Source organism: Halorubrum sp. CGM5_25_10-8B (assembly GCF_005435095.1).
In the GTDB taxonomy this organism is placed as follows: domain Archaea; phylum Halobacteriota; class Halobacteria; order Halobacteriales; family Haloferacaceae; genus Halorubrum; species Halorubrum ezzemoulense.
Window position 1 is genome coordinate 238,155 of the sequence record NZ_SGTY01000002.1, and the last position, 23,250, is coordinate 261,404.

Annotated in this window: 18 protein-coding genes; 8 read left to right on the forward strand and 10 right to left on the reverse strand. The window is 73.4% G+C overall.

Going from position 1 to position 23,250, the window contains the following annotated elements; genetic code table 11:
* Positions 1-21 precede the first annotated feature (21 nt).
* Positions 22-777 carry an ABC transporter permease gene (locus tag EXE51_RS02735; protein ID WP_049931830.1) on the reverse strand — a complete coding sequence of 252 codons (756 nt, stop codon included), beginning with the start codon at positions 775-777 and terminating at the stop codon, positions 22-24.
* Positions 774-1,808, reverse strand: a complete 1,035-nt coding sequence (locus EXE51_RS02740; protein WP_137691988.1) for an ABC transporter ATP-binding protein — start codon at positions 1,806-1,808, stop codon at positions 774-776. The genes EXE51_RS02735 and EXE51_RS02740 overlap by 4 nt, the downstream gene beginning before the upstream one ends.
* Positions 1,809-1,954: 146 nt before the next feature.
* On the opposite strand from EXE51_RS02740, the gene folP reads away from it, so the two are divergent.
* The 5 genes from folP to EXE51_RS02765 all read left to right on the forward strand — a co-directional run bounded on the left by folP (position 1,955) and on the right by EXE51_RS02765 (position 8,981).
* Positions 1,955-4,648 (forward strand): dihydropteroate synthase, encoded by a 2,694-nt coding sequence (folP, locus tag EXE51_RS02745; protein ID WP_137691989.1) that lies wholly within the window; start codon positions 1,955-1,957, stop codon positions 4,646-4,648.
* Positions 4,649-4,733: 85 nt separating this feature from the next.
* Entirely contained in the window at positions 4,734-6,230 is a 1,497-nt protein-coding gene (locus tag EXE51_RS02750) for a DHH family phosphoesterase (protein ID WP_094495437.1), read from the forward strand.
* 77 nt (positions 6,231-6,307) lie between these two features.
* A complete protein-coding gene (locus EXE51_RS02755) occupies positions 6,308-7,030 on the forward strand; it encodes a bifunctional 2-polyprenyl-6-hydroxyphenol methylase/3-demethylubiquinol 3-O-methyltransferase UbiG (RefSeq protein ID WP_094579804.1) in 723 nt (240 codons plus the stop codon).
* A gap of 181 nt (positions 7,031-7,211) precedes the next feature.
* Positions 7,212-8,282 carry an NAD(P)/FAD-dependent oxidoreductase gene (locus EXE51_RS02760; RefSeq protein ID WP_089308847.1) on the forward strand — a complete coding sequence of 357 codons (1,071 nt, stop codon included), beginning with the start codon at positions 7,212-7,214 and terminating at the stop codon, positions 8,280-8,282.
* 138 nt (positions 8,283-8,420) lie between these two features.
* On the forward strand, positions 8,421-8,981 hold the full coding sequence (locus tag EXE51_RS02765) for a hypothetical protein (RefSeq protein WP_094552509.1): 561 nt from the start codon (positions 8,421-8,423) through the stop codon (positions 8,979-8,981).
* Between the two features lie 359 nt (positions 8,982-9,340).
* Here EXE51_RS02765 and ilvA read toward each other — a convergent pair whose 3' ends face one another.
* Together ilvA and EXE51_RS02775 are read right to left on the reverse strand one after the other, a co-directional pair.
* Positions 9,341-10,552 (reverse strand): threonine ammonia-lyase, encoded by a 1,212-nt coding sequence (gene ilvA, locus EXE51_RS02770; protein WP_086215771.1) that lies wholly within the window; start codon positions 10,550-10,552, stop codon positions 9,341-9,343.
* 263 nt (positions 10,553-10,815) lie between these two features.
* Complete coding sequence (locus EXE51_RS02775) at positions 10,816-11,223, reverse strand: gamma-glutamylcyclotransferase family protein (RefSeq protein WP_049931846.1); 408 nt, start codon at positions 11,221-11,223, stop codon at positions 10,816-10,818.
* Between the two features lie 127 nt (positions 11,224-11,350).
* Here EXE51_RS02775 and EXE51_RS02780 point away from each other — a divergent pair, with 127 nt between their 5' ends.
* Together EXE51_RS02780 and EXE51_RS02785 are read left to right on the forward strand one after the other, a co-directional pair.
* Positions 11,351-12,454, forward strand: a complete 1,104-nt coding sequence (locus EXE51_RS02780) for an ATP-binding protein (RefSeq protein ID WP_049931847.1) — start codon at positions 11,351-11,353, stop codon at positions 12,452-12,454.
* Between the two features lie 29 nt (positions 12,455-12,483).
* Positions 12,484-13,929 carry an MATE family efflux transporter gene (locus EXE51_RS02785; RefSeq protein WP_049931848.1) on the forward strand — a complete coding sequence of 482 codons (1,446 nt, stop codon included), beginning with the start codon at positions 12,484-12,486 and terminating at the stop codon, positions 13,927-13,929.
* Between the two features lie 27 nt (positions 13,930-13,956).
* Here the strand turns inward: EXE51_RS02785 and EXE51_RS02790 are convergent, their stop codons facing one another.
* Both EXE51_RS02790 and EXE51_RS02795 read right to left on the reverse strand, forming a co-directional pair.
* Positions 13,957-14,268 (reverse strand): hypothetical protein, encoded by a 312-nt coding sequence (locus EXE51_RS02790; RefSeq protein WP_049931849.1) that lies wholly within the window; start codon positions 14,266-14,268, stop codon positions 13,957-13,959.
* 51 nt (positions 14,269-14,319) lie between these two features.
* Complete coding sequence (locus EXE51_RS02795; protein ID WP_176450653.1) at positions 14,320-15,891, reverse strand: alpha-isopropylmalate synthase regulatory domain-containing protein; 1,572 nt, start codon at positions 15,889-15,891, stop codon at positions 14,320-14,322.
* A 339-nt stretch (positions 15,892-16,230) separates the two neighbouring features.
* Here EXE51_RS02795 and EXE51_RS02800 point away from each other — a divergent pair, with 339 nt between their 5' ends.
* A complete protein-coding gene (locus EXE51_RS02800; RefSeq protein ID WP_094579805.1) occupies positions 16,231-16,719 on the forward strand; it encodes a cupin domain-containing protein in 489 nt (162 codons plus the stop codon).
* A gap of 40 nt (positions 16,720-16,759) precedes the next feature.
* On the opposite strand, the gene EXE51_RS02805 is transcribed toward EXE51_RS02800, so the two are convergent.
* The 4 genes from EXE51_RS02805 to EXE51_RS02820 form a co-directional block, all read right to left on the reverse strand.
* The gene (locus EXE51_RS02805) at positions 16,760-17,455 is read right to left on the reverse strand and encodes a hypothetical protein (RefSeq protein ID WP_137691990.1); all 696 of its coding nucleotides are present in this window, start codon (positions 17,453-17,455) and stop codon (positions 16,760-16,762) included.
* Between the two features lie 374 nt (positions 17,456-17,829).
* On the reverse strand, positions 17,830-18,501 hold the full coding sequence (locus tag EXE51_RS02810) for a hypothetical protein (protein WP_049931854.1): 672 nt from the start codon (positions 18,499-18,501) through the stop codon (positions 17,830-17,832).
* Between the two features lie 73 nt (positions 18,502-18,574).
* Positions 18,575-20,641: a type II secretion system F family protein gene (locus EXE51_RS02815; RefSeq protein WP_241990579.1), complete on the reverse strand. Its 2,067-nt coding sequence runs from the start codon at positions 20,639-20,641 to the stop codon at positions 18,575-18,577.
* A complete protein-coding gene (locus tag EXE51_RS02820) occupies positions 20,638-23,049 on the reverse strand; it encodes a type II/IV secretion system ATPase subunit (RefSeq protein WP_137691991.1) in 2,412 nt (803 codons plus the stop codon). The genes EXE51_RS02815 and EXE51_RS02820 overlap by 4 nt, the downstream gene beginning before the upstream one ends.
* Positions 23,050-23,250 lie beyond the last annotated feature (201 nt).

Genomic DNA, 23,250 nt, shown 5'->3' on the forward strand with positions numbered 1-23,250 from the left:
CGCCGCTTCGGAGGCGAGCCCTCACTCGGTGCGCGGGACCGCGTACGCGCCGACCGCGAGGAAGACGGCCGCGAGCGCGGTCAACACCAGCAGGTCGCCGGTCCACGCGCCGCCCTCGAAGGTGATCGCCCGGGTCCCCCGCGCGAAGTACGTCAGCGGCGAGGCCGCGACCGCGGGCCGGAACCACGCCGGCAGCAGCGACGGGGTGACGAACGTCTCGGAGAGGAAGAGGAGCGGGAGCGCGACCGTGTTGCTCGCGGCGATCACGCCGTCCTGCGAGTCGGCGAGCGCGCCGAGGACGGCTCCGAGCCCGCAGAACAGCGCGACCGCGACCGCGACGAAGACCGGCAGGACGGCCAGCGCGGGCGAGAGGATGAGCGTCGCGTCGGTCACCGCCAGCACGAGCCCGAGGATGAGCAGGCTCGCGGCGCCGATGATCCCGACGTTGACGAGCGTGTGCGCGAGCAGCCACTCGGCGCGGGAGAGGGGCGTCGTCGCGAGCTTCTCGAACCGCCCGCCGTCGCGGTGGCGCGCGATCTCGGACCCGACGCGCGACAGCGGCGTGAACAGGACGACGACCGCGAGGTAGCCGGGGATGTAGTAGCCCGCGGGCTCGGCGAAGAGGCCGCCGCCGGTCGGCTGGGTCCGCACCAGCGCGCCGAAGATGACGACGAGGATGACCGGGAAGAAGAAGGTGAAGAACACCGCCGTCCGGCGGCGCGTGAACGAGCGCGCCGCCGCGACCGCCTCCGTCCGGACCCGCCCGAGGCGGCTCATCGCTCCCCTCCGTCGGTGACGGCCTCGGTCGCCTCCGCCGCGCCGCCCCGCCGCGCGTACTCCTCGCCGGTGAGCCGCAGGTACACGTCCTCCAGCGACGGCTCGGACCACGAGAGCGAGTTGAACGCGACGCCGGCCGCGTCGAGCGCGTCGACCGCGTCCCCGATCGCCTCCGGGCGGACGCCGCGCACCCGGAGCCCGCCGTCGGTCGCCTCGACGGTCGGGTCGTCCCCGAGGCGCTCGCGGACGCCGGCCGCGACGCCCTCGACGGTCTCCTCGCCCGTCGCCGTCGCGGTGTCGGCGTCGAGGCGGGGCGCGCCGCCGTGCTCGGCGACCAGTCGGTCGGGGGCTCCGCTCGCGACGACCCGCCCGTCGCGGAGCAGCGCGACCCGGTCGGCGAGCCGCTCGACCTCGTCCATCGCGTGGCTCGTGAGGAAGACGGTCGTCCCGCCGGCCGCGAGCCGCTCGATCAGGCGGTGGATCGCCCGGCGGCCGGCCGGGTCGATCCCCGTCGTCGGCTCGTCGAGGAAGAGGAGGTCGGGGTCGTTGACGACGGCGGTCGCGACGCAGGTGCGCCGCTGCTGGCCCCCGGAGAGCGTCTCGTACCAGGCGTCGGCGTCGTCCGCCATCCCCACGTCGTCGAGGACGGACTCGGTGTCGCGGGCCGCGTCGTACAGCCCGCCGTAGTAGTCGACCAGCTCCCGGGCCGTGAGCCGCGCGGGCGGGTCGAACGACTGCGGCAGCAGCCCGATCCGGGCCGGGTCGACCGCCGCCGGCGCCTCGCCGAAGACGCGCAGGTCGCCCTCGGCCTCGGTGGTCCCCGTGAGCGCGCGTACCAGCGTCGTCTTCCCGGCGCCGTTCGGTCCGATGAGCCCGAACACCTCGCCGGCCGCGACGTCGAGGTCGACCCCGTCGAGCGCGACGACCTCGCCGTACTCCTTCCGGACCCCCTCGCCGGCGACGACGGGGTCGGCCGCGGTCCCGTCGGCGGCCGTTCCCGCGGCGGCGTCGGCGGTCGCTGTCTCATCCATGCGATCGACTGCGGCCGCCGCGCGCGTAAGGGTTACTTTTCGGTCGACGCAGGGGTGTCGGCCCCTCCGGCGCGGTCGTGGCCACCGCGCCCGCCCTCCCGGTCAGGTCCGTTACGTCTAAGCGACGCGCCGCCGACTCACGGGACATGCACTACCACGAGGCGGCGGCGTTCCTCTTCGACCTCCGCCGCTTCTCGGTCAAGCCCGGCACGGATCGGGTGGAGGCGCTGCTCGCGCACCTCGGGGACCCGCAGGCGGACGTTCCGTTCGTCCAGATCGCCGGCTCGAACGGGAAGGGCAGCGCGGCGCGGCTGACCGAGTCGGTCCTCCGGGAGGCGGGGCTGTCGGTGGGGCTGTACACCTCGCCGCACCTCTCCGCGCTCGCCGAGCGGGTCCGCGTCGACGGCCGGCAGATGACCGAGTCGGCGATCGCCGACTTCGTCGAGGCGGTGCGCCCGTGGCTGATCGACCGGGCGGCCGCCGGCGAGCCGCTCACCTTCTTCGAGGTCGTCACGGCGATGGCCGTCCGCGAGTTCGCGCGGCGCGACGTGGACGTGGCCGTCCTGGAGGTCGGCCTCGGCGGCGAGTACGACGCGACCAGCGCGGTCGACCCCGTCGCGACCGCCGTGACGAACGTCTCGCTCGAACACACCGACGTGCTGGGCGACACGATCGCCGAGATCGCCCGGACGAAGGCCCGGATCGCCCACCCCGACGCGCCGCTCGTCACCGCCTGTGAGGGCGAGGCGCTCGACGTGGTCCGCGAGGTCGCCGGCGAGGCGGGCGCGCCGGTGACGCGAGTGGTCGGAGACGGCGCGTCGGAGGCGGCCGATCCCGATGATAGCGACGAGGACGCCGAAGCCGACGATAGCGACGAGGACGCTGAACCCAACGAGCGCGACGAGGGCGCTGAACCCAACGAGCGCGACGAGGGCGCCGACCCCACCGATAGCGATGCCGAACCCGACGACCCGCCGGCGTTCGCGGCGAGCTACGAGGGTCGCGTCAGCGCCACCGACGCCGAGGTCGCGCTCGCCGGCGAGCGCGAGGGCACCTACCGAATCCCGCTCGTCGGGCGCCATCAGGCGACGAACGCGGCCGTCGCCGTCGCGCTCGCGGACCGGACCGCGGCAGCGTTGCGAACCGACCTCGACGACCGCGACGTGCGCGACGGCCTCGCGCGGGCGACGTGGCCCGGCCGGTTCGAGGTGGTCGACACCGCGCCGCTGACCGTCCTCGACGGCGCGCACAACCCCGCGGCCGCCCGCACGCTCGCCGCGACGCTCGCCGAGTACGACTACGACGACCTCCACCTCGTGTACGCGGCGATGCACGACAAGGACCACGCCGAGACGGCTGCGGCGCTCCCGGACGCGGCGACGGCGGTCACCTGCCGGCCCGCCATCGACCGCGCCGAGGACCCCGCGGTCCTCGCGGCGGCGCTGCGCTCCGCCGGCGTCGACCGCGTGACCGCCGGCGACGACGTGGCGGACGCGCTCGCGGCGGCGGTCGACCGCGCCGAGGCGGGCGACTGCGTGCTGCTCGTCGGCTCGCTGTTCGCCGTCGCCGAGGCCCGGGCGGCGCGGATGCGAACGGTCCGCGAGCGGACGGTCCGCGGCGTCGACGGCGCGGCCCACGCGCTCGACACTGCCGGCGTTCAACCAGACGGGATCGCGGCGCACCGGGACGGCGTCGACCACCGCACCCTCACGCTCCGGCTACGAGGCGATCGGGCCGAGCGCGTCGCGGCCGCGGCGCGGATCGTCGGCGGCGACGCGGCGCTCGGGGGGCTCGGCGCGAACGAGGACCGCGGGGCCGGCGGCGAGCACGTCCCCGTCACCGTCGCGGGAACGGTCGCCGAGCTCCGCGCGCTCGTCGACCGGCTCGCCGCGAGCGACGGCGGCGGGCTCGGCGGCGTGGCGACCGACATCGCCGCGTCGGTCGGGATCGACGCGCCGGACGGTAGGTCGGCGTCCGCGGACGACGAGTCCGCCCCGGAGTTCCCGTGGAGCGACCGGACCGCCGTGATGGGCGTGCTCAACGTCACGCCGGACTCCTTCCACGACGGGGGGCGCCACGCCGACCTCGACGACGCGGTCGCGGGCGTCGAGCGGATGGTCGACGCCGGGGTCGACATCGTCGACGTCGGCGGCGAGTCGACCCGTCCGGGCGCCGACCCGGTCCCGGCCGACGAGGAGATCGAGCGCGTCGTCCCGACGATCGAGGCGATCCAGTCGGTGCCTGCGGTCGGGTCCGGGGACGTGCTCGTCTCGGTCGACACGCGCAAGCCGGCGGTCGCCCGGGCGGCGCTGGACGCGGGCGCGGACATCATCAACGACGTGACGGGGCTGGAGGACCCGGCGATGCGGTCGGTCGTCGCCGACGCCGACTGCCCGGTGATCGTGATGCACAGCCTCGACGCGCCGGTCGACCCGGACGCCGACCCCGAGTACGACGACGTGGTCGGCGAGGTCGTCGACGCGCTGCGCGAGCGCCTCGCGCTGGCCGACACGGCGGGCATCGACCGCGATCGCGTCATCGTCGACCCCGGGATCGGCTTCGGGAAGTCGCCCGCGGAGGACTTCGAGCTGCTCGCGCGCTGCGGCGAGTTCGCGGCGCTCGGCTGCCCGGTCCTCGTCGGCCACTCCCACAAGTCGCTGTACGGCGCGGTCGGGCGCGACGCCGACGACCGCGAGCACGCGACGGTCGCCGGCACCGCGCTCGCGGCCGACCGCGGCGCCGACATCGTCCGGGTCCACGACGTGGCCGAGAACCGCGCGGCGGTCGACGTCGCCGCGGCGGCGAACGGCGCGCTCCGCGACGGGGAGGACCCGGAGTGACTCGGCATCGGCGCCCGCTCGGCCCGGGAGCGGCCCCGCGCCGCGCCGACGGCAGCGTTTTGCCTCGCGATCCCCTCGCGCCGGTATGACCCGGCGCCTGCTGCTCGGCTGTAGCGCGGTCGGGAACGCGCTCGTCGAGCGCGCCCGCGAGGAGCGCGGCGACCGCGACGACCTGGTGGCGATCACGGACGACACCGGCTGGGTGTCGACGCTGCGCGACCGCAACGTCGCCACCGTCGAGGCCGACCCCTCCGACCCCGCGACGTATCCGGACTCGGCGGCGGTCGTGCTGGTCGCGAGCGACGACCCCGAGCGCAACGTCGCCGCCGCGCGCGCCGCTCGGGACAGGTACCCGGACGCGATGATCGTCGCGCACCTCGGTACGGCGCCGACCGAGGAGCAGCGGGCGGCGGTCGAGGCGGTCGCCGACCGCGTGGTCGACCCCGTCGAGGCGGTCGTCGATCGGGTCTCCGAGGCGATCGGACTCGACGACGGTCGCGGCGCCTCCCCCGGGGCGGCCCTCTCGCGCGCCAATGCCGACGACGGCGAGAAGCCGGCCCGGCTGCTCGCGACGCTCCGGGGGTTCTCGGGGCCCCTGTTGGTCGTCGCGCACGACAACCCCGACCCGGACGCCATCGCCAGTGCGCTCGGGCTGGCGCGGATCGCGGAGTCGATCGGCGTCGACGCCGACGCCTGCTACGGCGGCGACATCTCCCATCAGGAGAACCGCGCGCTGGTGAACCTCCTCGACATCGGGCTCCGGTCGTTCGACGGGGTGGACCTCGACGAGTACGGCGGCGTCGCCCTGGTCGACCACTCCCGCGCCGGGATCAACGACAGCCTCCCCGAGGGCCACCCGGTCGACGTGGTCGTCGACCACCACCCGCCGCGGGGGCCGGTCGCGGGATCGTTCGTCGACATCCGGCCCGACGTCGGTGCGACGAGCACGCTCATCGCCGAGTACCTCTCGCGGTACGGGATCGCGCCGGACCGGGAACTCGCCACGTCGCTGCTGTACGGCATCCGGATCGACACGAAAGACTTCACCCGCGCGACCGCGACCGACGACTTCGAGGCGGCCGCCGCGCTGCTCGCGCACGCCGACGAGTCGACGCTCGAACGCGTCGAGAGCCCGAGCGTGAGCCCGGAGACGCTCCGCGTCCTCGCGGCCGCCATCGAGAACCGCGACGTGCGCGGGTCGGTCGCGGCCTCCTGCGTCGGCGAGATAACCGACCGCGACGCGCTCGCGCAGGCGGCCGATCGGCTTCTCGACCTGGAGGACGTGACAGTGACGTTCGTCTACGGCTACACCGACGGCGTGATCTACGGCTCTGCCCGCGCCCGCGGCGCCGAGGTCGACGCCGGCGAGTTGCTGCGCGACGCGCTCGATCCCGCGGGGTCGGCCGGGGGCCACGCCTCGATGGCTGGCGCGCAGGTCCCGCTCGGCATCCTCTCCGCGGTCGACGAGTCGGAGTCGCTGCCCGAGGTCGTCGAGGAGTTCGTCGCCGGGCGCTTCTTCGAGGCCCTCGACGACGCGCCGGCGCAGCCGACCGGGCTTCCGCCGGAGTTCCCGACGGACTGAGGCGCCGTCGTGCGAACCGGTCCCGAGGCGGCGTAAGACACTCATCACCGGGCGCCGAGATAGCGCCTGTTCCCGCCATGTCCGACGGCCTCTACGACGAGCGCCCGCGGCTGTACGACGCGATCCAGTCGGAGTGGGACTACGACCGCGACGCCGGCTTCGTGTTCGACGCGCTCGCCGACCGCGGCGTCGACCCCGAGCGTCTGCTGGAGGTCGGCTGCGGAACCGGCGAGCACACGCGCCGGTTCGCGGCCCGCGGAGTCGACGTGACCGCGATCGACGTCCACGAGGGGATGCTCGCGGTCGCGCGGGAGAAGTGCCCCGCCGACGCCGTCTCGATCTACCGGACCGGGCTCCCGGAGCCGGACCTGTACGACACCGAACCGTTCGACGCCGCCGTCGCCATCCGCGGCGTCGTGAACCACCTCGGGCCCGGCGACCTCGACCCCGCGCTCGCCGCGCTCCGGGACCGACTCCGGCCCGGCGGCGTCCTCGTCTTCGATAATTCCCCGCTGCCGTCCGACGGGAACTCCCCGGGTCTCGACGTTGGCCACGACGCAAATGGGGAACTCCGGTACGTCCGCGTCGCGCACCACGTCGCGACCGACGACGGCCGGCTCGACTGGCGCGCGGTGACGTTCACCCCCGACGGCGACCCGTTCACCGACCGGCGCCGGATGACGCCGTTCGCCGACGAGCGGATCGGCGACGCGCTCGCAGATGCCGGGTTCGACGACGTTGACGTGTCCTCGGGGTACGGCCCCGGCGACGACCGGAGCGTGTTCGTCGCGGTGCGGTGAGCGGGTCCGCGGCAGTTCGTCGAGCGGGTCCGCAGCAGTTCGCCGAGCGGGTCGGTGGCGGTCCGGCGGGCAGGTCGGTGGCGGTCCGGCGGGCAAGTCCGCGGCAGCATCGGCGGGGCGGTCGTGCGGGAATCGCGCAACGGTCGCAACGTACATAGGACGCGGCGGCCAACTGTAGGTAATGACCGACGACATCGTCGAACACCGCCGACTCATCATCGCCGGCACCGGTATCTCGGGTCTCTCCGCGGCCATATACGCCGCGCGCTCGAACAACGACCCGCTGCTCGTCGAGGGCGACGAGCCGGGCGGCCAGCTCACGCTGACGACCGACGTGGAGAACTACCCCGGCTTCCCCGAGGGGATCTCCGGGCCGGGGCTGATCAACGACATGAAAGAGCAGGCGCAGAAGTTCGGCGCCGAGACCCGAAACGGCGTCATCGAGGACGTCTCGAAGGAGCCGGCGGGCCACTTCCACGTCGCGCTCACCGACGGCGACGTGTACACCGCCGACGCCGTCATTGCGGCGTCGGGCGCCAGCGCGCGGACGCTCGGCGTCCCCGGCGAGGAGGAGCTGATGGGTTACGGCCTCTCCACCTGCGCGACCTGCGACGGCGCGTTCTTCCGCGACGAGGACATGCTCGTCGTCGGCGGCGGCGACGCCGCGATGGAGGAGGCGAACTTCCTGACGAAGTTCGCGGACACGGTGTACATCGCGCACCGCCGCGAGGAGTTCCGCGCCGAGGACGTGTGGATCGAGCGCACGATGGACGCCGTCGAAGACGGCGAGATCGAGCTCCTCCTCAACACCGAGCTCACCGAGATCCACGGCACCCCCGAGGACGGCATCGACCGCGTGACCCTCGTCGAACACCCCGACGGCCACCCGAAGGAGAAGCTCGACGACCCCGCGACCGCCGACGCGGTCGACGAGTACGACTTCGACGTGGGGGCCGTCTTCTACGCCATCGGTCACACGCCGAACACCGACTTCCTCGAAGGCACCGGTATCGAGACCGACGACGACGGCTACCTGCTCACCGAGGGCGGCCGCGGCGGCGGCCAGACCCGGACCGGCGTCGAGGGGCTCTTCGGCGCGGGCGACGTGGTCGACTTCCACTACCAGCAGGCGGCCACCGCCGGCGGGATGGGCGTGAAGGCCGCGCTCGACGCCGACGAGTACCTCTCCGAGCGCGAGCGCGCCGGCGAGCTATACGAAGGCGAGCTCGACGCCGCGGCCGCGGACGACTGAAGCGCGGTCCGTCGGTTCCGACGCGTTCGATTCGCCGTCTCGACGGCTCCGTCCACACCCGTGACGCGATCGGTGACGCAAACCCCTCTTTGAGTTATACGCGGTACTATTTCCGCCTCTCCCGTCGTTGGACATGTGATGAACAGACGCGGTCTGGTCGTCGTCGCCGCTGCGCTCGCGTTGTTCGTGACCGGTAGCGCCGTCGCCCTCGCCGGCCCCGTGTCGGGAGGGCCCGGCGGCCTCCTCGGCGGGGCGAGCGATCCGCCGGCGCTGCTCCACTTCGATACCGACGAGGTCCGCTGTCCCGACGACTTCTCGGCGAACAGCTCGACGTCGGTGGTCGCCGGCGCCGAGAACACGGAGATCACGTACTCCAGAAACGTCTCGCTGCCGGGACCCTCGCACGCGATCGGCGGCCCGACGTTCGAGCGGGTGAACGAGTCCGCCTACGTGCTCGACGTTCCGACCGAGGAGACGGACGCGGCGCCGCGGTCGTGTTCCGGCGTCGTCCGCTACAACGGCACGGTGCGGATTCCCGCGGGCGACGACCCGTGGACCCTGATCGTGAAACAGGACGGCGAGACGGTCACGACGCTGCGCGGCGACTCGGACTCCTCGCTCCTCGGCGGGTCGACGAGCGTGAGCGGCAGCGTTTCGGCTCCCGATTCTGGGAGCAACTCGACGGACTCGTCGGAGTGAATCGGGCGAGCTATCGTAGCCGAACTCCCAGTTGCTCGCTTATGAACAACTGGCAATCGACCGGCGGTGGCCGCATCCAAAGCCCCAGCCGAGAGGCGGGCGCACGCTCGCTGTGTTCCTCAGTCGCTCGCGCTGCTCGCTCCTTTCGGTGCTTGCGTGGCCTGTGCCCGTCTCTCGGCTGCCCAGTTGAATCCCACCCCGCACAGCAACCGCACCTCACACCTCCCCAGCCTCGTCAGTCGCCCTCCGCGTTGCTCCGGGCGACTGACTCCCTCGCGCGCGCTCCTCGCGCCCTCCGGGCGCTCGGAGGCACGCGCCACCGTAGTTCTATTTGTAAATGGTCGCCATCGCCGACCGATTCAGGACAGAATCTCCACGTCGTACCCCTCCGCTTCGAGTGCGTCGACGATGTCGGCGGCGTGTTCGGCGTCGTCGGTCTCTAATTCGAGTTCGAGTTCGGCGGCGTTGACGGCCACGTCCCGCGAGGTTCGGTCGTGGTGGACCGCGTACACGTTCGCGCCGGTGCGCGCGACGATGCTGGAGACGCGCTCCAGTTCGCCGGGTCGGTCCTTCAGGTCGATCGTGATCTTGAGGTACCGGCCCATCTGGACGAGCCCGCGCCGGACCACGGTGCCGAGGCGGTTGAGGTCGATGTTACCGCCGCAGAGCGCGGCGACGACCGTCTCGCCGTCGTCGTACTCGAACGCCTCCGAGAGGACGGCGGCGAGCGCGACCGCGCCCGCGCCCTCCACGAGCGTCTTCGCGCGCTCCAAGAGCAGCGTGAGGGCCAAGGCGATCTCGCGGTCGTCGACGGTGACGACCTCGTCGACGTACTCCGCCATGACCTCGAGGGTCTCCTCGCCGACCGACCGCGTCGCGATCCCGTCGGCGATCGTGTCGACGCTGTCGATCTCCGTGACCTCGCCCGCCTCGAGCGACTTCGCGGCCGACGCCGCACCCTCCGCCTGGACCCCCACGACGCGCACGTCCGGCAGCTGCTCTTTGATCGCCACCGCGACGCCCGAGATCAGGCCGCCGCCGCCGATCGGGACGACGACGGTGTCGAGGTCGGGGCAGTCGTCGACGATCTCCAAGCCGAGGGTCCCCTGTCCGGCCATCACCACGGGGTCGTCGAACGCGTGGACGTAGGTCCGGTCCTCCTCGCGCTCCAGCCGGTGCGCGTACGCCTGCGCTTCGTCGTAGTCGACGCCCTCCAGGCGAACGCTCGCGCCGTACCCGCGGGTGGCCTTCACCTTCGAGACGGGCGCGAACTTCGGCATCACGACGGTGGCGTCGACGCCAGCGCGGCTCGCCGCCAGCGCGACGCCCTGCGCGTGGTTCCCGGCGCTCGCGGTGACGACGCCGGCCTCGCGCTCCGCCTCCGAGAGCGTCTGTATCCGGTTCATCGCGCCGCGAATCTTGAACGCGCCGGTCCGCTGGAAGTTCTCCAGTTTCAGGTGGAGGTCCGCGCCGCTCATCTCGGAGAACGAGCGCGACCGCTCAAGCGGCGTGTGGCGGGCGACGCCCGAGACCCGCTCGCGCGCCTCGCGGATGTCGGCAAGACTGAGCATGCCACCCCGTCGCCGCGCCGCCCGCTAATCGGTTCCGGTCGGGGGCGACCGTCCACGGGACGGTCGACGGCACCCGCCGCGGTCGCCGTGTGCCGACTGCCTGCCGCCGGGCGGCCCGGCACGCCGAGCCGACGGCTCGCGGTCGGTGAAAGGGGGAATGCACGCGTGTGACGTGCGAGTGAAACGATGCGACGGAAATACAAAAAGGTGGGGCTACCAGAGCGAAAGTGAAACCGCACGACAGCGGCGCCGTCATCCGCCCGTCAGACGGTATCTCGGGGGGTCAGTCGCACCCGCACGTCGCGGGCGTCGAGGACGGAGCGCACTCGGTTGGGGAACGGCCCGGATCCGGGCCACGTCGCGTCCGCGTCGAGGCGCTCGGGGTCGCCGACGTACACCGCGGCGGCGTCGGGGTAGTCGGCCGGCGCGTCGAGCGGGACGGTCTCGCGGACGTACAGTCCGCCCCCGACGTCCTCGTAGGCGTCGAGCGCGTCGACGGCCTCCGTCCGGAGGAGTCGGCCCCCCGTCTCGCCGCCCGGCGCGAGCGTCGGGTACCGCCCCTCCACGAGCCGGAGGCCGTCGAGCGTCGCGGAGCCGACGAAGACGAACGAGTCGACGACCTCGGCGACCCGCTCCGGTTCGGTCAGCGTCCCGTACACGAAGACGTCCATGGGTGCCGTGGGTCGCTCGCGGCTTTCAACGTTCGGACGGCTCCCCGCGGCGTCTCTCTCGCCGCGCTGCGGCCGGCCTCCCGACGAATCCACAACCGTTTTACTCGCTTCCGCGGTCGGATTCGTAATGTCTACGCTGCGCGGCCACCGCGCCGTCTCCCTGATCGGAGCCGGCCTCCTCGTCGCCGCCGCGGTCCACCACGGCGCCGAGATCGGCGCCATCGGGAGCTCCGCCGGGCCGCTGCTGGCGTTCGCGCTCGACGGCGGGATCGCGGTCGCGGTCCTCGTCGCCGGCCGCCGGATCGCTCGCCGGGACCTCTCGCCCGCCGAGGAGCAGCGCGTCGCGCGGTGGACCGCCACCGGAACCGTCCTCGCCGTCGCCGCCTTCGCCGCGACGCTCGCCGTGCGCGCCTTCGAGGGCCGTCCGCTCGTCGAGCCGGCCTTCCCGATGCTCGTCGCCGCCGGCGTCGGGAGCCTCGGCGGCGCGATCGCGGGGTACTACGCGGTCCGGCAGTCGGCGGAGGCGCGCCGGGCGCGGGACGCGGTCCGCGCCGTCTCCTTCGTCAACCACCTCCTGCGGCACGACCTCCGAAACGACCTCTCGACGATCCGCGGCTACGCCGACCTGCTCGACGACCCCGACGGCTCCGGTCACGCCGAGACCGTTGCGGCGAAGGCGAGCGAGGGGCTCGAACGCATCGAGGCGACGAGCGCGGTCGCGGACGCGATCCTCGGCGACGCGGACTCCAGCCGCGTCGATCTCGCGGACACGACCCGAGACGTGCTGGCGGGGGTCGCCGACGGGGAATCGGCGGCGATCGAGACCGACCTCCCGGACGCGGCCCCCGTCGCCGCCAACGACGGCGTGCGGTCGATCGTCCATAACCTCGTCGAGAACGCGGTCGAACACGGCGGTCCGGGCGTCACCGTCCGCGTCGCCGTCCGCGCCGACGGCGACGAGGCGGCGCGCCTCGGGGGCGACGACGGGGTCGCGCTGGTCGTCGAGGACGACGGTCCGGGGCTTCCCCCGGAGGTACGGGACGGGTCGTTCCTGACCGACGAGGCGGTCGGCGGGGCGAGCGACGGCGGCGTCAGCGGCCTGCGGCTGGTCGCGACGCTCGCGGAGGCGTACGACGGGTCCCTCGACACCGGCGAGTCGTCGCTCGGGGGAGCGCGGTTCACGGTGACGCTCCCGCACGCACCGGCCGACTCGGCCGGCTCCGATACGTAGAAACCGCGGGCGCTCGTCGGGACCGACGCATGGACCTCCCGCGGCTGCGGCGCGTCTGGAAGCGCGTGTTCTCGCTCGCGTGGCCCGTGATGGCCGAGCAGACGTTCCGCACCGCGATGCGGACGACCGACATCCTGGTCACCGCGCTGTTCTCCCCGGCCGCCGTCGTCGCGATCGGCCTCGCCGACCTGTACGCCCGGTTCCCGCTGCGGATCGGGCTCGGCCTCGGCGGCGGCGCCATCGCGCTCTCCTCGCAGGACACCGGCGCGGGCGCCGCTGAGAACCGCGACGAGGCGGTGACGCAGGCGATCGTACTCGGCGCGCTCGCCGGGATTCCGTTCGTCCTCTTCGGGGTCCTCTTCGGCGAGCTCGCGATCGACGTGTTCGGCCGTCTGGTCGGCGAGGGGACCTCGCCCGCGGTCGTCGACCTCGGGTCGACGTACCTCGCGATCGTGTTCGCGACCGCCCCCGCGCGCCACGTCGCCCTCGTCGGCGCCCGCGCGCTCCAGGGCACCGGCGACACCCGCACGCCGATGTACGTCAACATCGCCGCCAACTCCGTCAACATCGCCGGTTCCGTCGTCCTCGGTCTCGGCCTGTTCGGCTTCCCGCGGCTGGAGGTGTTCGGCGTCGGTCTCGCGACCGCGACCGCGAACGTACTCACCGCCGGACTGCTCTGTTTCGCCATCTGGGGGTCGTGGACCGACGCCGACTTCGCGTGGCCGCGCGACCTCACCATCGCGAAGCAGCTCCTCGTGGTGAGCGCCCCGCGCGTGCTGGAGGGGTTCGGCTCGGAGATCGCCGAGTTCCCGTTCAACGCGCTCCTCCTCGGCTTCGGCGAGTCGGTCAACGCCGGCTTCCAGATCGGTCGCCGGGTCTACCAGCAGGTGACCGGCCCGCTCTCGCGCGGCTACAACGTCGCGGCGTCGGTCCTCGTCGGCCAGGCGCTCGGCGAGGGCGACCCGGCGGGCGCGCGGTTCGACGGCTGGGCCGTCGCCGGGCTCGGCGTGCTCACGGTCGGAACGATCGGGCTCGGGCTCGTGATCGGCGCGCCGCGGATCGTGCCGATCTTCACCGACGACGCGGCGACGGTCGCGTCCGCGGTCGACTTCGCGCGGGTGTACGGGCTCGCCGGCGCGGCCCTCGCCTGCTTCTCCGCGCTCTCCGGGTCGCTCCAGGGCGCGAGCGAGACCCGGATCCCGCTCGTCGCGCGCGTCTCGGCGATGTTCGGGCTCTTCCTCGGGCTCTCGTGGCTGCTCGGACGCACCGTCGGGCTCGGCCCCACGGGCGCGTACGTCGGCGTGTCCGCGGCCTACGCGTGGATGGCGCTCGTCGTCGTCGCCGGCTTCCGCTACTCGGGTTGGGCGACCCGCGCCGCGGACATGATGGACGCGCGCGGGTCCGGTCCGGACGCCGACCCCGACCCGCAATCGGGCGCCGAATCGGACCCCACGCCGAGCGAAAAATCGTCGTAGCCGCCGCGGTCGCCTCCAAACCCGCTCTTACGGCTCGCCGCCGAGCGACTCCTGCTCCGACCCCGCGTCGCCCCTGAGCCGGCGGCGGCGCTTGTCGTAGGCGGCCTCCAGTTTCGCGTTCGTCGCCCGCGAGACGAGGTAACAGTCGGCGTCGCCGTCGTCGCGGGGGTGCGCGCTCGCGACCCAGACGTGTCCGTCGCCGGCCGACAGGTCGTCCGCCCAGCGCTCGGCGGCCGCGCGGCTCTCGAAGGTGTGGCTGGGACCGTCCTCGAAGACGAGCCGTCCCACCTTCGCGTTCCGCTTGCGGGCCGAGGGTTTGATCGCGACGACGACGCTCACACCCGACGATCGACCGCCCTCGAATAAAAGCCTCGTCAGACGCCGGCGCGCTCAGTCGTCGGCGACGGCGCTCGGGTCGGCGCCCGCCGCGTCCGCCTCCGCCGCGAGCAGCCGGTCGAGCCCGTCGACCATCCCGACGACGCTCGCGCGGGTGATGTCCGCGTCCGACGCCGAGACGCTCACGGAGCGGTCGCCCCGTGAGAGGTCGACCTCGACCGTGACGACCGCGTCGGTGCCGCCCGTGATCGCGTCGACGTGGTAGGAGTCGAGCTCGAAGGCGACGTCCGCCTCGGCGCCCGCGTCCCCGCCGCGCCCGCCGTCGTCGCCCGCGAGCGCCGCGCGGACCGCTTCGAGGCCGGCGTCGACGGGACCCGCGCCGGTGCCGGAGGCGACGCGCTCGTCCTCGCCGACTCGGAGCCGCACCGAGGCGGTCGGGAGGTTCCCGCCGGAGGTCGCCGAGAGGTCGACGAGCTCCACGTGGCGCTCGCGTTCGCGCCCGCGCACGTCGTCGGCGATCGCGAGCAGGTCGGCGTCGGTGACCCGCTTGCCGCGCTCGCCGAGCTCCTTGACGCGGGCGACGACCTCGCGCAGCTCGCCGTCGTCGACCGCCACGTCGTGCTCGGCGAGCGCCGCCTTCACCCCCGCGCGCCCGGCGTGCTTCCCGAGGACGAGCCGGCGCTCCCGGCCGACGGTCTCGGGCGGGTACGGCTCGTACATCGTCCCGTCCTTCAACGTGCCGTCCGTGTGGATCCCCGACTCGTGGGCGAAGGCGTTCGCGCCGCAGACGGCCTTGTTCGGGGGGAGCGCGACGCCGGTCGCCTCTGAAACGGCCCGGCAGAGCCGATAGAGCCGAGATAGCTCGACCGTGTCGACGTCGTACGACTCCCCGAGCGCGATGGCGACCTCCTCGAGCGCGACGTTGCCGGCGCGCTCGCCGACCCCGAGGACGGTGCCGTGGACGGTGTCGGCGCCGGCCTTCAGCCCCGCGTGGACGTTCGTCAGTCCGAACCCGAGGTCGTCGTGGGTGTGGAGGCTCGTCGGGCCGAGGTCGGCGAGCCGCGAGACGACGCGGGCGGTCCGTTCGGGGTCGGCCGCGCCGACCGTGTCGCAGTAGCAGATCCGGTCCGCGCCGGCGTCGAGCCCGGCGCCGAGCAGGCGTTCGAGGTAGTCGAGGTCGGCGCGCGAGCCGTCCTCGCCGAGGACCTCGACCCACAGACCGTGATCCGTCGCGTACTCGACGAGTTCGACGGTCGTCTCGACGACCTCGTCGCGGGTCGACCCCACCTTCGTCTCGACGTGCTTGTCGGAGGCGGGGACGACGAGGTTCACCCCGTCGACGCCGCAGTCGAGCGCGTGGTCCACGTCGGCCCGTACCCCGCGGGCGAAGCTCGTCACGGTCGCGTCGACTCCCTCGTCGGCGACGCGGCTGATCGCCTCGCGCTCGCCCGCCGAGGTACACGCCGAGCCGGCCTCGATCAGGTGGACGCCCGCGGCGTCGAGCTCGCGGGCCACGTCGACCTTCTCGCCGGGGGTCATCGAGACGCCCGGCATCTGTTCGCCGTCGCGCAGGGTGGTGTCGAGTAGCTGTACCTCGTCGAGGTCGGTGAGTGGTGTTCGGGTCAAAAGGGAGTCCGTCGGCTCTGCGGTGGTCTCGGGGTCGGTGCCGCCGCGGGGCGGTCGTGCCCCGGAGTCGTTATCGTCGGAGAATTTCGCGGCCAGCCGCCGCGAGGCGACTTCCTCTATCCTCCGAACGATCGCGAGTGTCTCGCGTCATTCGTACCCGTGCGAACAATGTACACACGTATAAACTGCCGGGTCGCGTCAGGTTTGGCCGAGCGATCCTCGCCGCGACCCGGGGGATCGCCGAGGGATCCTCGGCGCGGGTCAGCGAGAGCGTCACACGCCGGCGGTTTCACACGCGGCCGGCGACAGGATTACGACCCGCCCCCGAGAGCGACGCCCATGGAGCGAGCCGCGATCGACGACGTCGACGTCGTCACGAACCCGATGGGCGTTCACGACATCCGAAAGCCGGTCTCGCGCGCGCTCGGCGCCGACCACGTCGCGATGAACTACTTCGAGCTCGCGCCCGGCGACGCCTTTTCCGGCGGCCTCCACACTCACGGCGACCAGGAGGAGATATTCTACGTGCGCTCGGGCACCGCCACGTTCGAGGTCGGGCGCGAGCGCGAGCGCGTCGAGGTCGGCCCCGACGAGGCGATCCGCTTCGCGCCCGGCGAGTTCCAGTCCGGATTCGTCCCCGAGGACGCCGACGAGGAGGTGATCGCGTGGGCGATCGGCGCGCCGGGCGCGCGCCACGACTGGGACCAGGTCGAGTCGATCGTCGAGTGCCGTGACTGCGGCGAAGAACGGGTCCACGACACCGAACTCACCGACGAGGGCCGGTTCCGGTTCACCTGTACCGAGTGCGGCACGTCGTTTTCGCCGTGAGGATCGTTTGCGGCGCTCGGTGACCACCGCCCGCGCCGCCTCAGCCCAGCAGCGACCGGAGCGACCGCCGCCGCGTGCCGCACTCGGCGGCGTAGTCGCAGGTCGAACAGCGGCCGTCGTCGACGCGCGGCGGGGGCCCGTCGATCGACCGCGCCGCGCGGAGCGCCTCGCGGTACGCCGCCTTCTTCCGGAGCGTGAGCCGGACCTCGCGGACGACCCCGACGGCCGGGTACTCGACCAGCGCGCGCGGTAGCTCGCGCTCTCGCTCCCACGCCAGCGCCTTCGCGATCCCGACCGCACGGACCGCCTGCGGCTCCCACACGCCGTTCTCCGGCGGCTCGCCCGACGAGACCAGCGTCGGAATCGGCGGGGGAGACTGTTCCGTCTCGTCCGGGTCCTCCGCCTCTCCGCTCGGTTCCAGCACCTTGTGAACGGTGCCGTGGCAGTCCTTGCCCGAGAGGAACCCGCGCTCGCTCGCGGGGTCGACGAGGGAGCCGTACTCCTCGCGCTCGCGCAGGCGGTCCAGATTCCGGCGGTAGGCCGCGGGCGATCGGTGAAGCGGAAGCTGCCGGAGCGCCCGATCGGGCGCGTCGACGAGTTCGTCGTACCGAAACGCCAGTCCGATGCGCTCGCGCGCCTTCGGGGGGACGCTCCGCTCGTCGTCGCGCCGAACGTAGTAGAGTTGGCGGGGACAGTACGCCGCGCGGGCCAAGTCGCTGAACGGGACGAGGGTCACGCGAGCCGCTGGCCGCGGCTTCGCTTATAAATGAACGACGGCGCGTGCCTCCGAGCGCCCACCGGGCGCGAGGAGCACGCGCGAGGGAGTCGCTGGCCCCGGAGCGAAGCGAAGGGTGCCAGCGACGAGGCTGGGGAGGTGTGAGGCTGCGGTGCTGTGCGGGGCGGGACTCAAAGGGGCAGCCGCGAGGACGAAGCACGGCGACGCAAGGACCGCAAGGAAGGAGCGTCAGCGACTGACTGAGGACCGCAGCGAGCCGCGCGAGCCCTCGCGGCTGGGGCTTTGGAGGTGTTCGTTACGGATCCGTCAGCATCCATTTATAAGCGAGCGGCTGGGGCTTTGGAGGTGTTCGCCGCCGCTCAGTCGTCGACTATTTATAAGGATACGTCCGTCTCGATGTCTTCGGTCGCCTCGCGGAGGCCGTCCTCGCGGGCGTCGCTCGCGAGCGATCCCTCGATATCGGCGTCGGTAAGGAGGTCGCGGAACGCGTCGCGGAAGCGGTCGTTCGCCCGCGTGGAGGCGATGTCGGTGCGCGCGACGGCGGCGTACCGGGCGACCGTGTCCGGCGCGGCGTCCAGTTCCTCGGCGCACTCGACGATCGAGTTCCCGGCGGCGGTGAGCCGCTTCAGGTCGGCGTACGCGAACGGCGGGTCGGCGCCGTCGTCGGTCCCGACCTTACGGTCCGACTCGCGGACGAGGTGGAGGTCGAGACGCGCCTTCCGGACGGTCTCGGCGTCGATATCGTCCGGATCGACCTCGGCGTCGCCGTCCTCGCGATCGCCGAGTTCGTCGCGGATCGCCGCCGCGACCGCCGCGTCGCTCTCGTCTGCGAACCGGCCGCGGGCGACCAGCGCGTAGGCGGCGTCGTCGAGCGGCGTCGAGAAGCCGTACCGCTCCCGCATCGCGGCGACGAGGTCGCGGACCCCCTCGCTGGCGTCGTCGCGATTGACGAGGGTCCCCCGCTCCGCCTCCTGGCGTTCGGTGACCGTCTCCGAGCCGGTGGCGTCGACGAACAGGTCGCGGAGTTCGGCGGTCTTCTCGTCCATGGGAGCGGTCCTACGCGGGCACGGCTGAAAAGCCTCGTGTCGGCGCGGCGTCCACACCGGTATCGCTCCGGCCTCACACCAACCCACCCACGGTGAACACCACGTAACAGCACGCCACCAGCGCGCCCGAGTGGAGCAGCGCGGCGTACCGCCCTCGCGCGGCGGTCCCGGCGAACCACCCGGACGCCAGCACGGTCGCCTGCGTGACGACGTACAGTCGGAACCGCTCCAACTCGGGGTATACCCCCTCCGGCTCCGTCACGGCCTCGGACGCGGCCGCGAACTCCGCGAGCCGCGCGGCGTCGACGACCTGCGTGTTGACGACCGCGACGACGCCGGCGACGAGGACCGCCGCGGCCCAGCCGACGGCGATGTACGGCTGCATCGACGAGCGGAGCGCGCGCTGCTCGCTGTACAGCCGCCCGACCTCGATGCGGAGCGTCTCGAAGACGGCGTCGGCGTCGCTGCCGGCGTTCAACGCCCCCGTGACGAGCCCGAGCGTCCGCGCGGCGAGCGGCGTGTCGACGCGGTCGACGAACCGCTCGATGGCGGCCCCGCGGAGGTCGACCGCGGTCGGCTCCTCCGGTGAGCCGGCTCCGGGCTCCGAACGGGCCGAGTCTGCGGGCGCGGTCGTCGACCGCAGCGCGAACGCGAGGTCGGCCACGTCGTCGTCGAGGACGCCGAGGTCGGCGTCGCGCGCGACCGCCGCCACCGCGGCCTCGAGGGGGCGCCCCTGCGCGACGTGGCCCGAGACGGCGTGGACGAAGTCGGCGAGTTCGCGGTCCTTCGCGTCGTCGATCCGCGTGCGGCGCGCCGCGACGAGCCCGACGGGCACCGCGAAGGCGGCGTAGCCGACGAGGGCGACGTTGACCAGCGTGTAGCCCGCGACCGCGAGCCAGAGCGCGAGGGCGACCGCCGGCCCCGCGGCGACGACGGCCGTGCTCGCGGGGTTGCGCCCGGCGGTCGCGAGGACCGCCCGTGGGCTCGCCGGCGCCTCGTAGCTCGCCCGCTGGCTCGGCGGGCGGAGCGTGCCCACCGCGACCGCCGCCGCGAGGCCGAACGCGACGAGGAACGCGACCGCGCCGTAGAGGACGACCGCCCGGGTCGGGACCACGCCGACCGGCGTCGAGACCGGCGGGAGCAGCTCGGGGATCACGACCGACAGCGCGGTCGCGCCGATGACGAGAAGCGCCGGCAACACCAACACGGCGACGAACAGCTCCGTGAGCAGTTCGAGGAACCGCCGGGCTCGCTTCCGGGCGCGGTCCTGCCGGTGCGAGAGCATCCGGCGCTCGGTCGCGAGGAACTCGGAGAGCGCCTCGTCGCCGGTGGCAGCGTGTTTCCGGAACTTGAGGAGGAACGGCGCGAGCAGCTCCCGCGACGGGGTGTCCCGCGCCACGCGCCGGAGCCCCTCGTCGAGGCTCCCCGCGAGCCGGGCGGCGTTGAGCGCCTTCCGGAACGAGGTCGCGGTGCCGCCGTACGCGTCGCCGTCGGCCGCCTTCCGGAGCATGGCCCGCGGCTCGTCGCTCCCCGAGGAGAGCAGTTCGAGGTAGCGCACCGCCCCCGGGAGGGTGCGCTCGATGTCCGTCCGCCGCGTCGCGACCACCCACCGCAGGTGGAGTCCGGCCACCGCGACCGTCGCGCGCTTGGCGAGGAGCGCGACACCGGTAGCGACGAGCAGCGCGGCCCGGTCCGTGCGGAGCGGGCCGACCGAGTCCGGCGTCGGGGCCGGCGTCGCCGTCGACCCTGCTGCGAGCAACGCCGCGCCGAACCGCGCCTCGACCGCGGCCGCGACGATCCACGAGAGCCCGTACGCCCCCGAGAGGTACGTCTCGAACCCGGTGTCGAGCGCGGTGCCGCGGTACCGCTTCCGGTCGGCGTCGTGCCGCCGGTCGCTCGCGTGGCGCGCGAACAGCGCGTAGCAGACCCGGCCGACGACCGCGAACCGCCCGCCCGCCGCGACGGGGTCGTCCGCGCCCGTCTCGCCTGTCGCGTCTACACTCGCCGCGTCCGCTCGGTCCGCGTGCGCCGCGTCCGCTCTGTGCGCGTGCGCCGCGTCCGACTGGCCCGCGCACGTCCCGGCCGCGCTCGCGCTGTTCGCCTCGGAGCCGACCGTTTCGGTCGCGCGACGCCGGCTCACGGCCGCCTCCGTGCCGCTGACTCGTCTCGGCTCTCGCCCCCGTCGTCGCGGTCCATCATCCGCGCGGCGCGCTCGACGGTCGCGGCCTCGTCGGTACGCAGGTCGGCGAGGAACTCGAACAGTTCGTCCGGGTCGTCGACGCCGTCTCGCACGAGGAACTCCACGTACCGACGCTTCGACGCGAACTCGGCGGCGACTGCCTCGCGGTCACGGTCGGTCCGGCTTGCGATCCGGTCGAAGGCGCGGAACAGCGGGTCGCTGTCCCGACCGCCGCCCGGAGCTTCGCCCGCCGCGGTCGCGCTCGACGCCGCCCCGTCCGCGTCGCCGCCCGGCGCGCCGGGGAACCGGAACGTCCCGTCGCCGTCGCGCCACGCGACCGTGTTGTACCGGACGGACTCCCCGCCCGCCTCGACGACGCCCGCACCGCCGCGCTTCGGGTCGCCGGTCGGGCTCCGCGTCGCCTCCGGGCCGAGGCCGTCGTACGCGGCCTCGGAGAGCGGCTCGATCGCCCGCGAGACGTACCGCTCGCCGTCGACCCGCCGCGGGAAGACGACGAGGTCGACCTCGCGCAGCAGGCGCGCGGGCAGGTCGCGCTCTCGCAGGCGGTTCGCCAGCGCCTCGACGTCCTCCGCGTGCGTCGTCCCGATCACGCCGTGGCCGGTGTTCAGGCTCTCCGCGAAGGTCTCGAAGCTCTCCGGGGTGTTGATCTCGGCGATGATCTCGACGTCCGGGTTGAGGTAGTTGGCCTCGGTCATCAGCTCGGCCATTCCCACCGACTTGTAGGCGTCCTCGTGGTCGCGCGTGGTGAGCGAGACGCCCGTCTCGTGGGGGAGCCGGACCTCGCGGGAGCCCTCGTCGACGGAGACCGGTCGGGCGTCGAACGGGATGAACGGCGCGTGAGCGTTGAGCAGCGTCGTCTTGCCGACCCCCGTCGGTCCGGCGAAGAGGACGACCCCGCGGTGTTCGTACAGCAGCCACAGCAGCGTCACGAGGTCGACCGACAGGGTCCCGCGCTCGATCAGGTCGACCGGGGTGAGCGCGTCTGCGCGCTGCTTCCGGATCGAGACGTGCGGACCGCCCTCAGAGATGACCGGGAGCGCCACCGCACACCGGATCGTCTGCGGCACGCCGTCGAGTTCGAGGTTCACCTTCGCTGAGGGCGTCGAGGCGTTGAGCTCCGTCCCGTCGCGGGCGGCGATCCCCGTGACGACGTCGACGAACGTCGTCTCGTCCTCGAACGCGAGGTTCGTCGGGATCCGAGAGCCGACCGCCGGGGCCTCGCCGTCACCCCGGCTCGCGGCGGCGGAACGGCCCGTCTCGTCCGCCGCGCCGGAGAGGACGGACGCGCGCGGGACGACCTTCACGCGCTCTCCGACCCGGTTCGCCTCCACGTCTTCGAGGTGCGGGTCGCGGATCGGGACCGTGAGGATCCCCTCGCCGACGAAGTCGCGCAGCACGTAGTACGCGAGGTCGTCGAGCCGGTCGCGGGCGAACCGCGAGTCGACGGGCGGCGCGACGAGCCCCCGGTCCGCGAGCGCCGACCTCGCCCGGTACGCGGCGGCGTCGAGCCACGCCCGGGTGTTGCGCGCGGTCAGCCGCCGCGAGAGGAAGCGGCGGGCGCGGGCGGCGACGAACGACTCCCGATCCTCGATCACGTCGCTGACGGTCGTCTCCCAGATCCGCGACTTACACTCCTCGATGAGCTCCTCGTCGCCGGGCAGAAGGTCCGGCTCTAGCACGGCGTACTTCGTCTCGAACGCGTCCGAGCCGAGCAGCCGCTCGCGGTAGAGGACCACCTCGACCGCGAGCCCGGCGAACTCGACGGTGTACTGCGCGAGCCGCTCGGCCGCCACGCGTTCGACGTAGTCGGCGTCGGCGTCGATCCCCGTCTCCAGCGGCGCGAACGTCTCGGTGTGGACGACAAGCTCGCGGTCGTCGCCCACGTCGGCCACCTCGATCCGGTCGTCCAAGGCGATCGGCGTGAGCGCGCCGAGCAGCCGGAACTCCCGCAGCGCGTGGTAGTCGATCCGTCGACGCGCGGCGGCGCTCGCGTCCACCAACCGGTCGATCGCCTCCGCGTACTTCGGCTCGAACCCGGCCTCGGCGCGCTCGACGACCCCGACCCGGGTGAGCGGGCGACGGTGCCGCACCGCGGAGAAGCGGTCCCGGACGCGGTCGAGCGCGCGCTCGTCCCCGACCGACAGCGGCGGTTCGCGGGCGTCGTAGCCGAACCGCCCGCCGTCGCGCTCGCGGACGGTCGCCACCACGCCGGGGGCGGCCTCGTACTGCGCCCGGACGTCCGGGGCGTACCACGCCTCGGGGTCGTCCGGCGGCACCGGCGCGGGGACCGCACCGCTCGACCCCTCGTCGGGCTCGTCGACGATCCGGAGGGTCGCTCCGTCGCTCACCGCCCCGTCCTCCGGCTCCGCCGGTCCGCAGTCGTCGTCTCTCCGCTTATCGCGTCTATCGCGCGCGGCGGGCGCGTCGCCCTCCCCGAGACGCCGTGCGCCGCGGTCCCGAGATCCCGTGTCATCGTTCGATCCGCGGGTGATCTACGGGTCCGTTTAACCGTTTCTTTTCTGTCACTGTCCATTCATTTCACGCCGCGA

Bases quoted from the DNA above. Each gene is read 5' to 3' on its own strand.
- EXE51_RS02775 (WP_049931846.1), bottom strand. From the start codon at position 11,223: ATGGACGTCTTCGTGTACGGGACGCTGACCGAACCGGAGCGGGTCGCC.
- EXE51_RS02740 (WP_137691988.1), bottom strand. From the start codon at position 1,808: ATGGATGAGACAGCGACCGCCGACGCCGCCGCGGGAACGGCCGCCGAC.
- EXE51_RS02810 (WP_049931854.1), bottom strand. From the start codon at position 18,501: ATGGACGAGAAGACCGCCGAACTCCGCGACCTGTTCGTCGACGCCACC.
- ilvA (WP_086215771.1), bottom strand. From the start codon at position 10,552: ATGCTCAGTCTTGCCGACATCCGCGAGGCGCGCGAGCGGGTCTCGGGC.
- EXE51_RS02780 (WP_049931847.1), top strand. From the start codon at position 11,351: ATGTCTACGCTGCGCGGCCACCGCGCCGTCTCCCTGATCGGAGCCGGC.
- EXE51_RS02750 (WP_094495437.1), top strand. From the start codon at position 4,734: ATGACCCGGCGCCTGCTGCTCGGCTGTAGCGCGGTCGGGAACGCGCTC.
- EXE51_RS02735 (WP_049931830.1), bottom strand. From the start codon at position 777: ATGAGCCGCCTCGGGCGGGTCCGGACGGAGGCGGTCGCGGCGGCGCGC.
- EXE51_RS02755 (WP_094579804.1), top strand. From the start codon at position 6,308: ATGTCCGACGGCCTCTACGACGAGCGCCCGCGGCTGTACGACGCGATC.
- EXE51_RS02765 (WP_094552509.1), top strand. From the start codon at position 8,421: ATGAACAGACGCGGTCTGGTCGTCGTCGCCGCTGCGCTCGCGTTGTTC.
- EXE51_RS02760 (WP_089308847.1), top strand. From the start codon at position 7,212: ATGACCGACGACATCGTCGAACACCGCCGACTCATCATCGCCGGCACC.
- folP (WP_137691989.1), top strand. From the start codon at position 1,955: ATGCACTACCACGAGGCGGCGGCGTTCCTCTTCGACCTCCGCCGCTTC.
- EXE51_RS02785 (WP_049931848.1), top strand. From the start codon at position 12,484: ATGGACCTCCCGCGGCTGCGGCGCGTCTGGAAGCGCGTGTTCTCGCTC.
- EXE51_RS02800 (WP_094579805.1), top strand. From the start codon at position 16,231: ATGGAGCGAGCCGCGATCGACGACGTCGACGTCGTCACGAACCCGATG.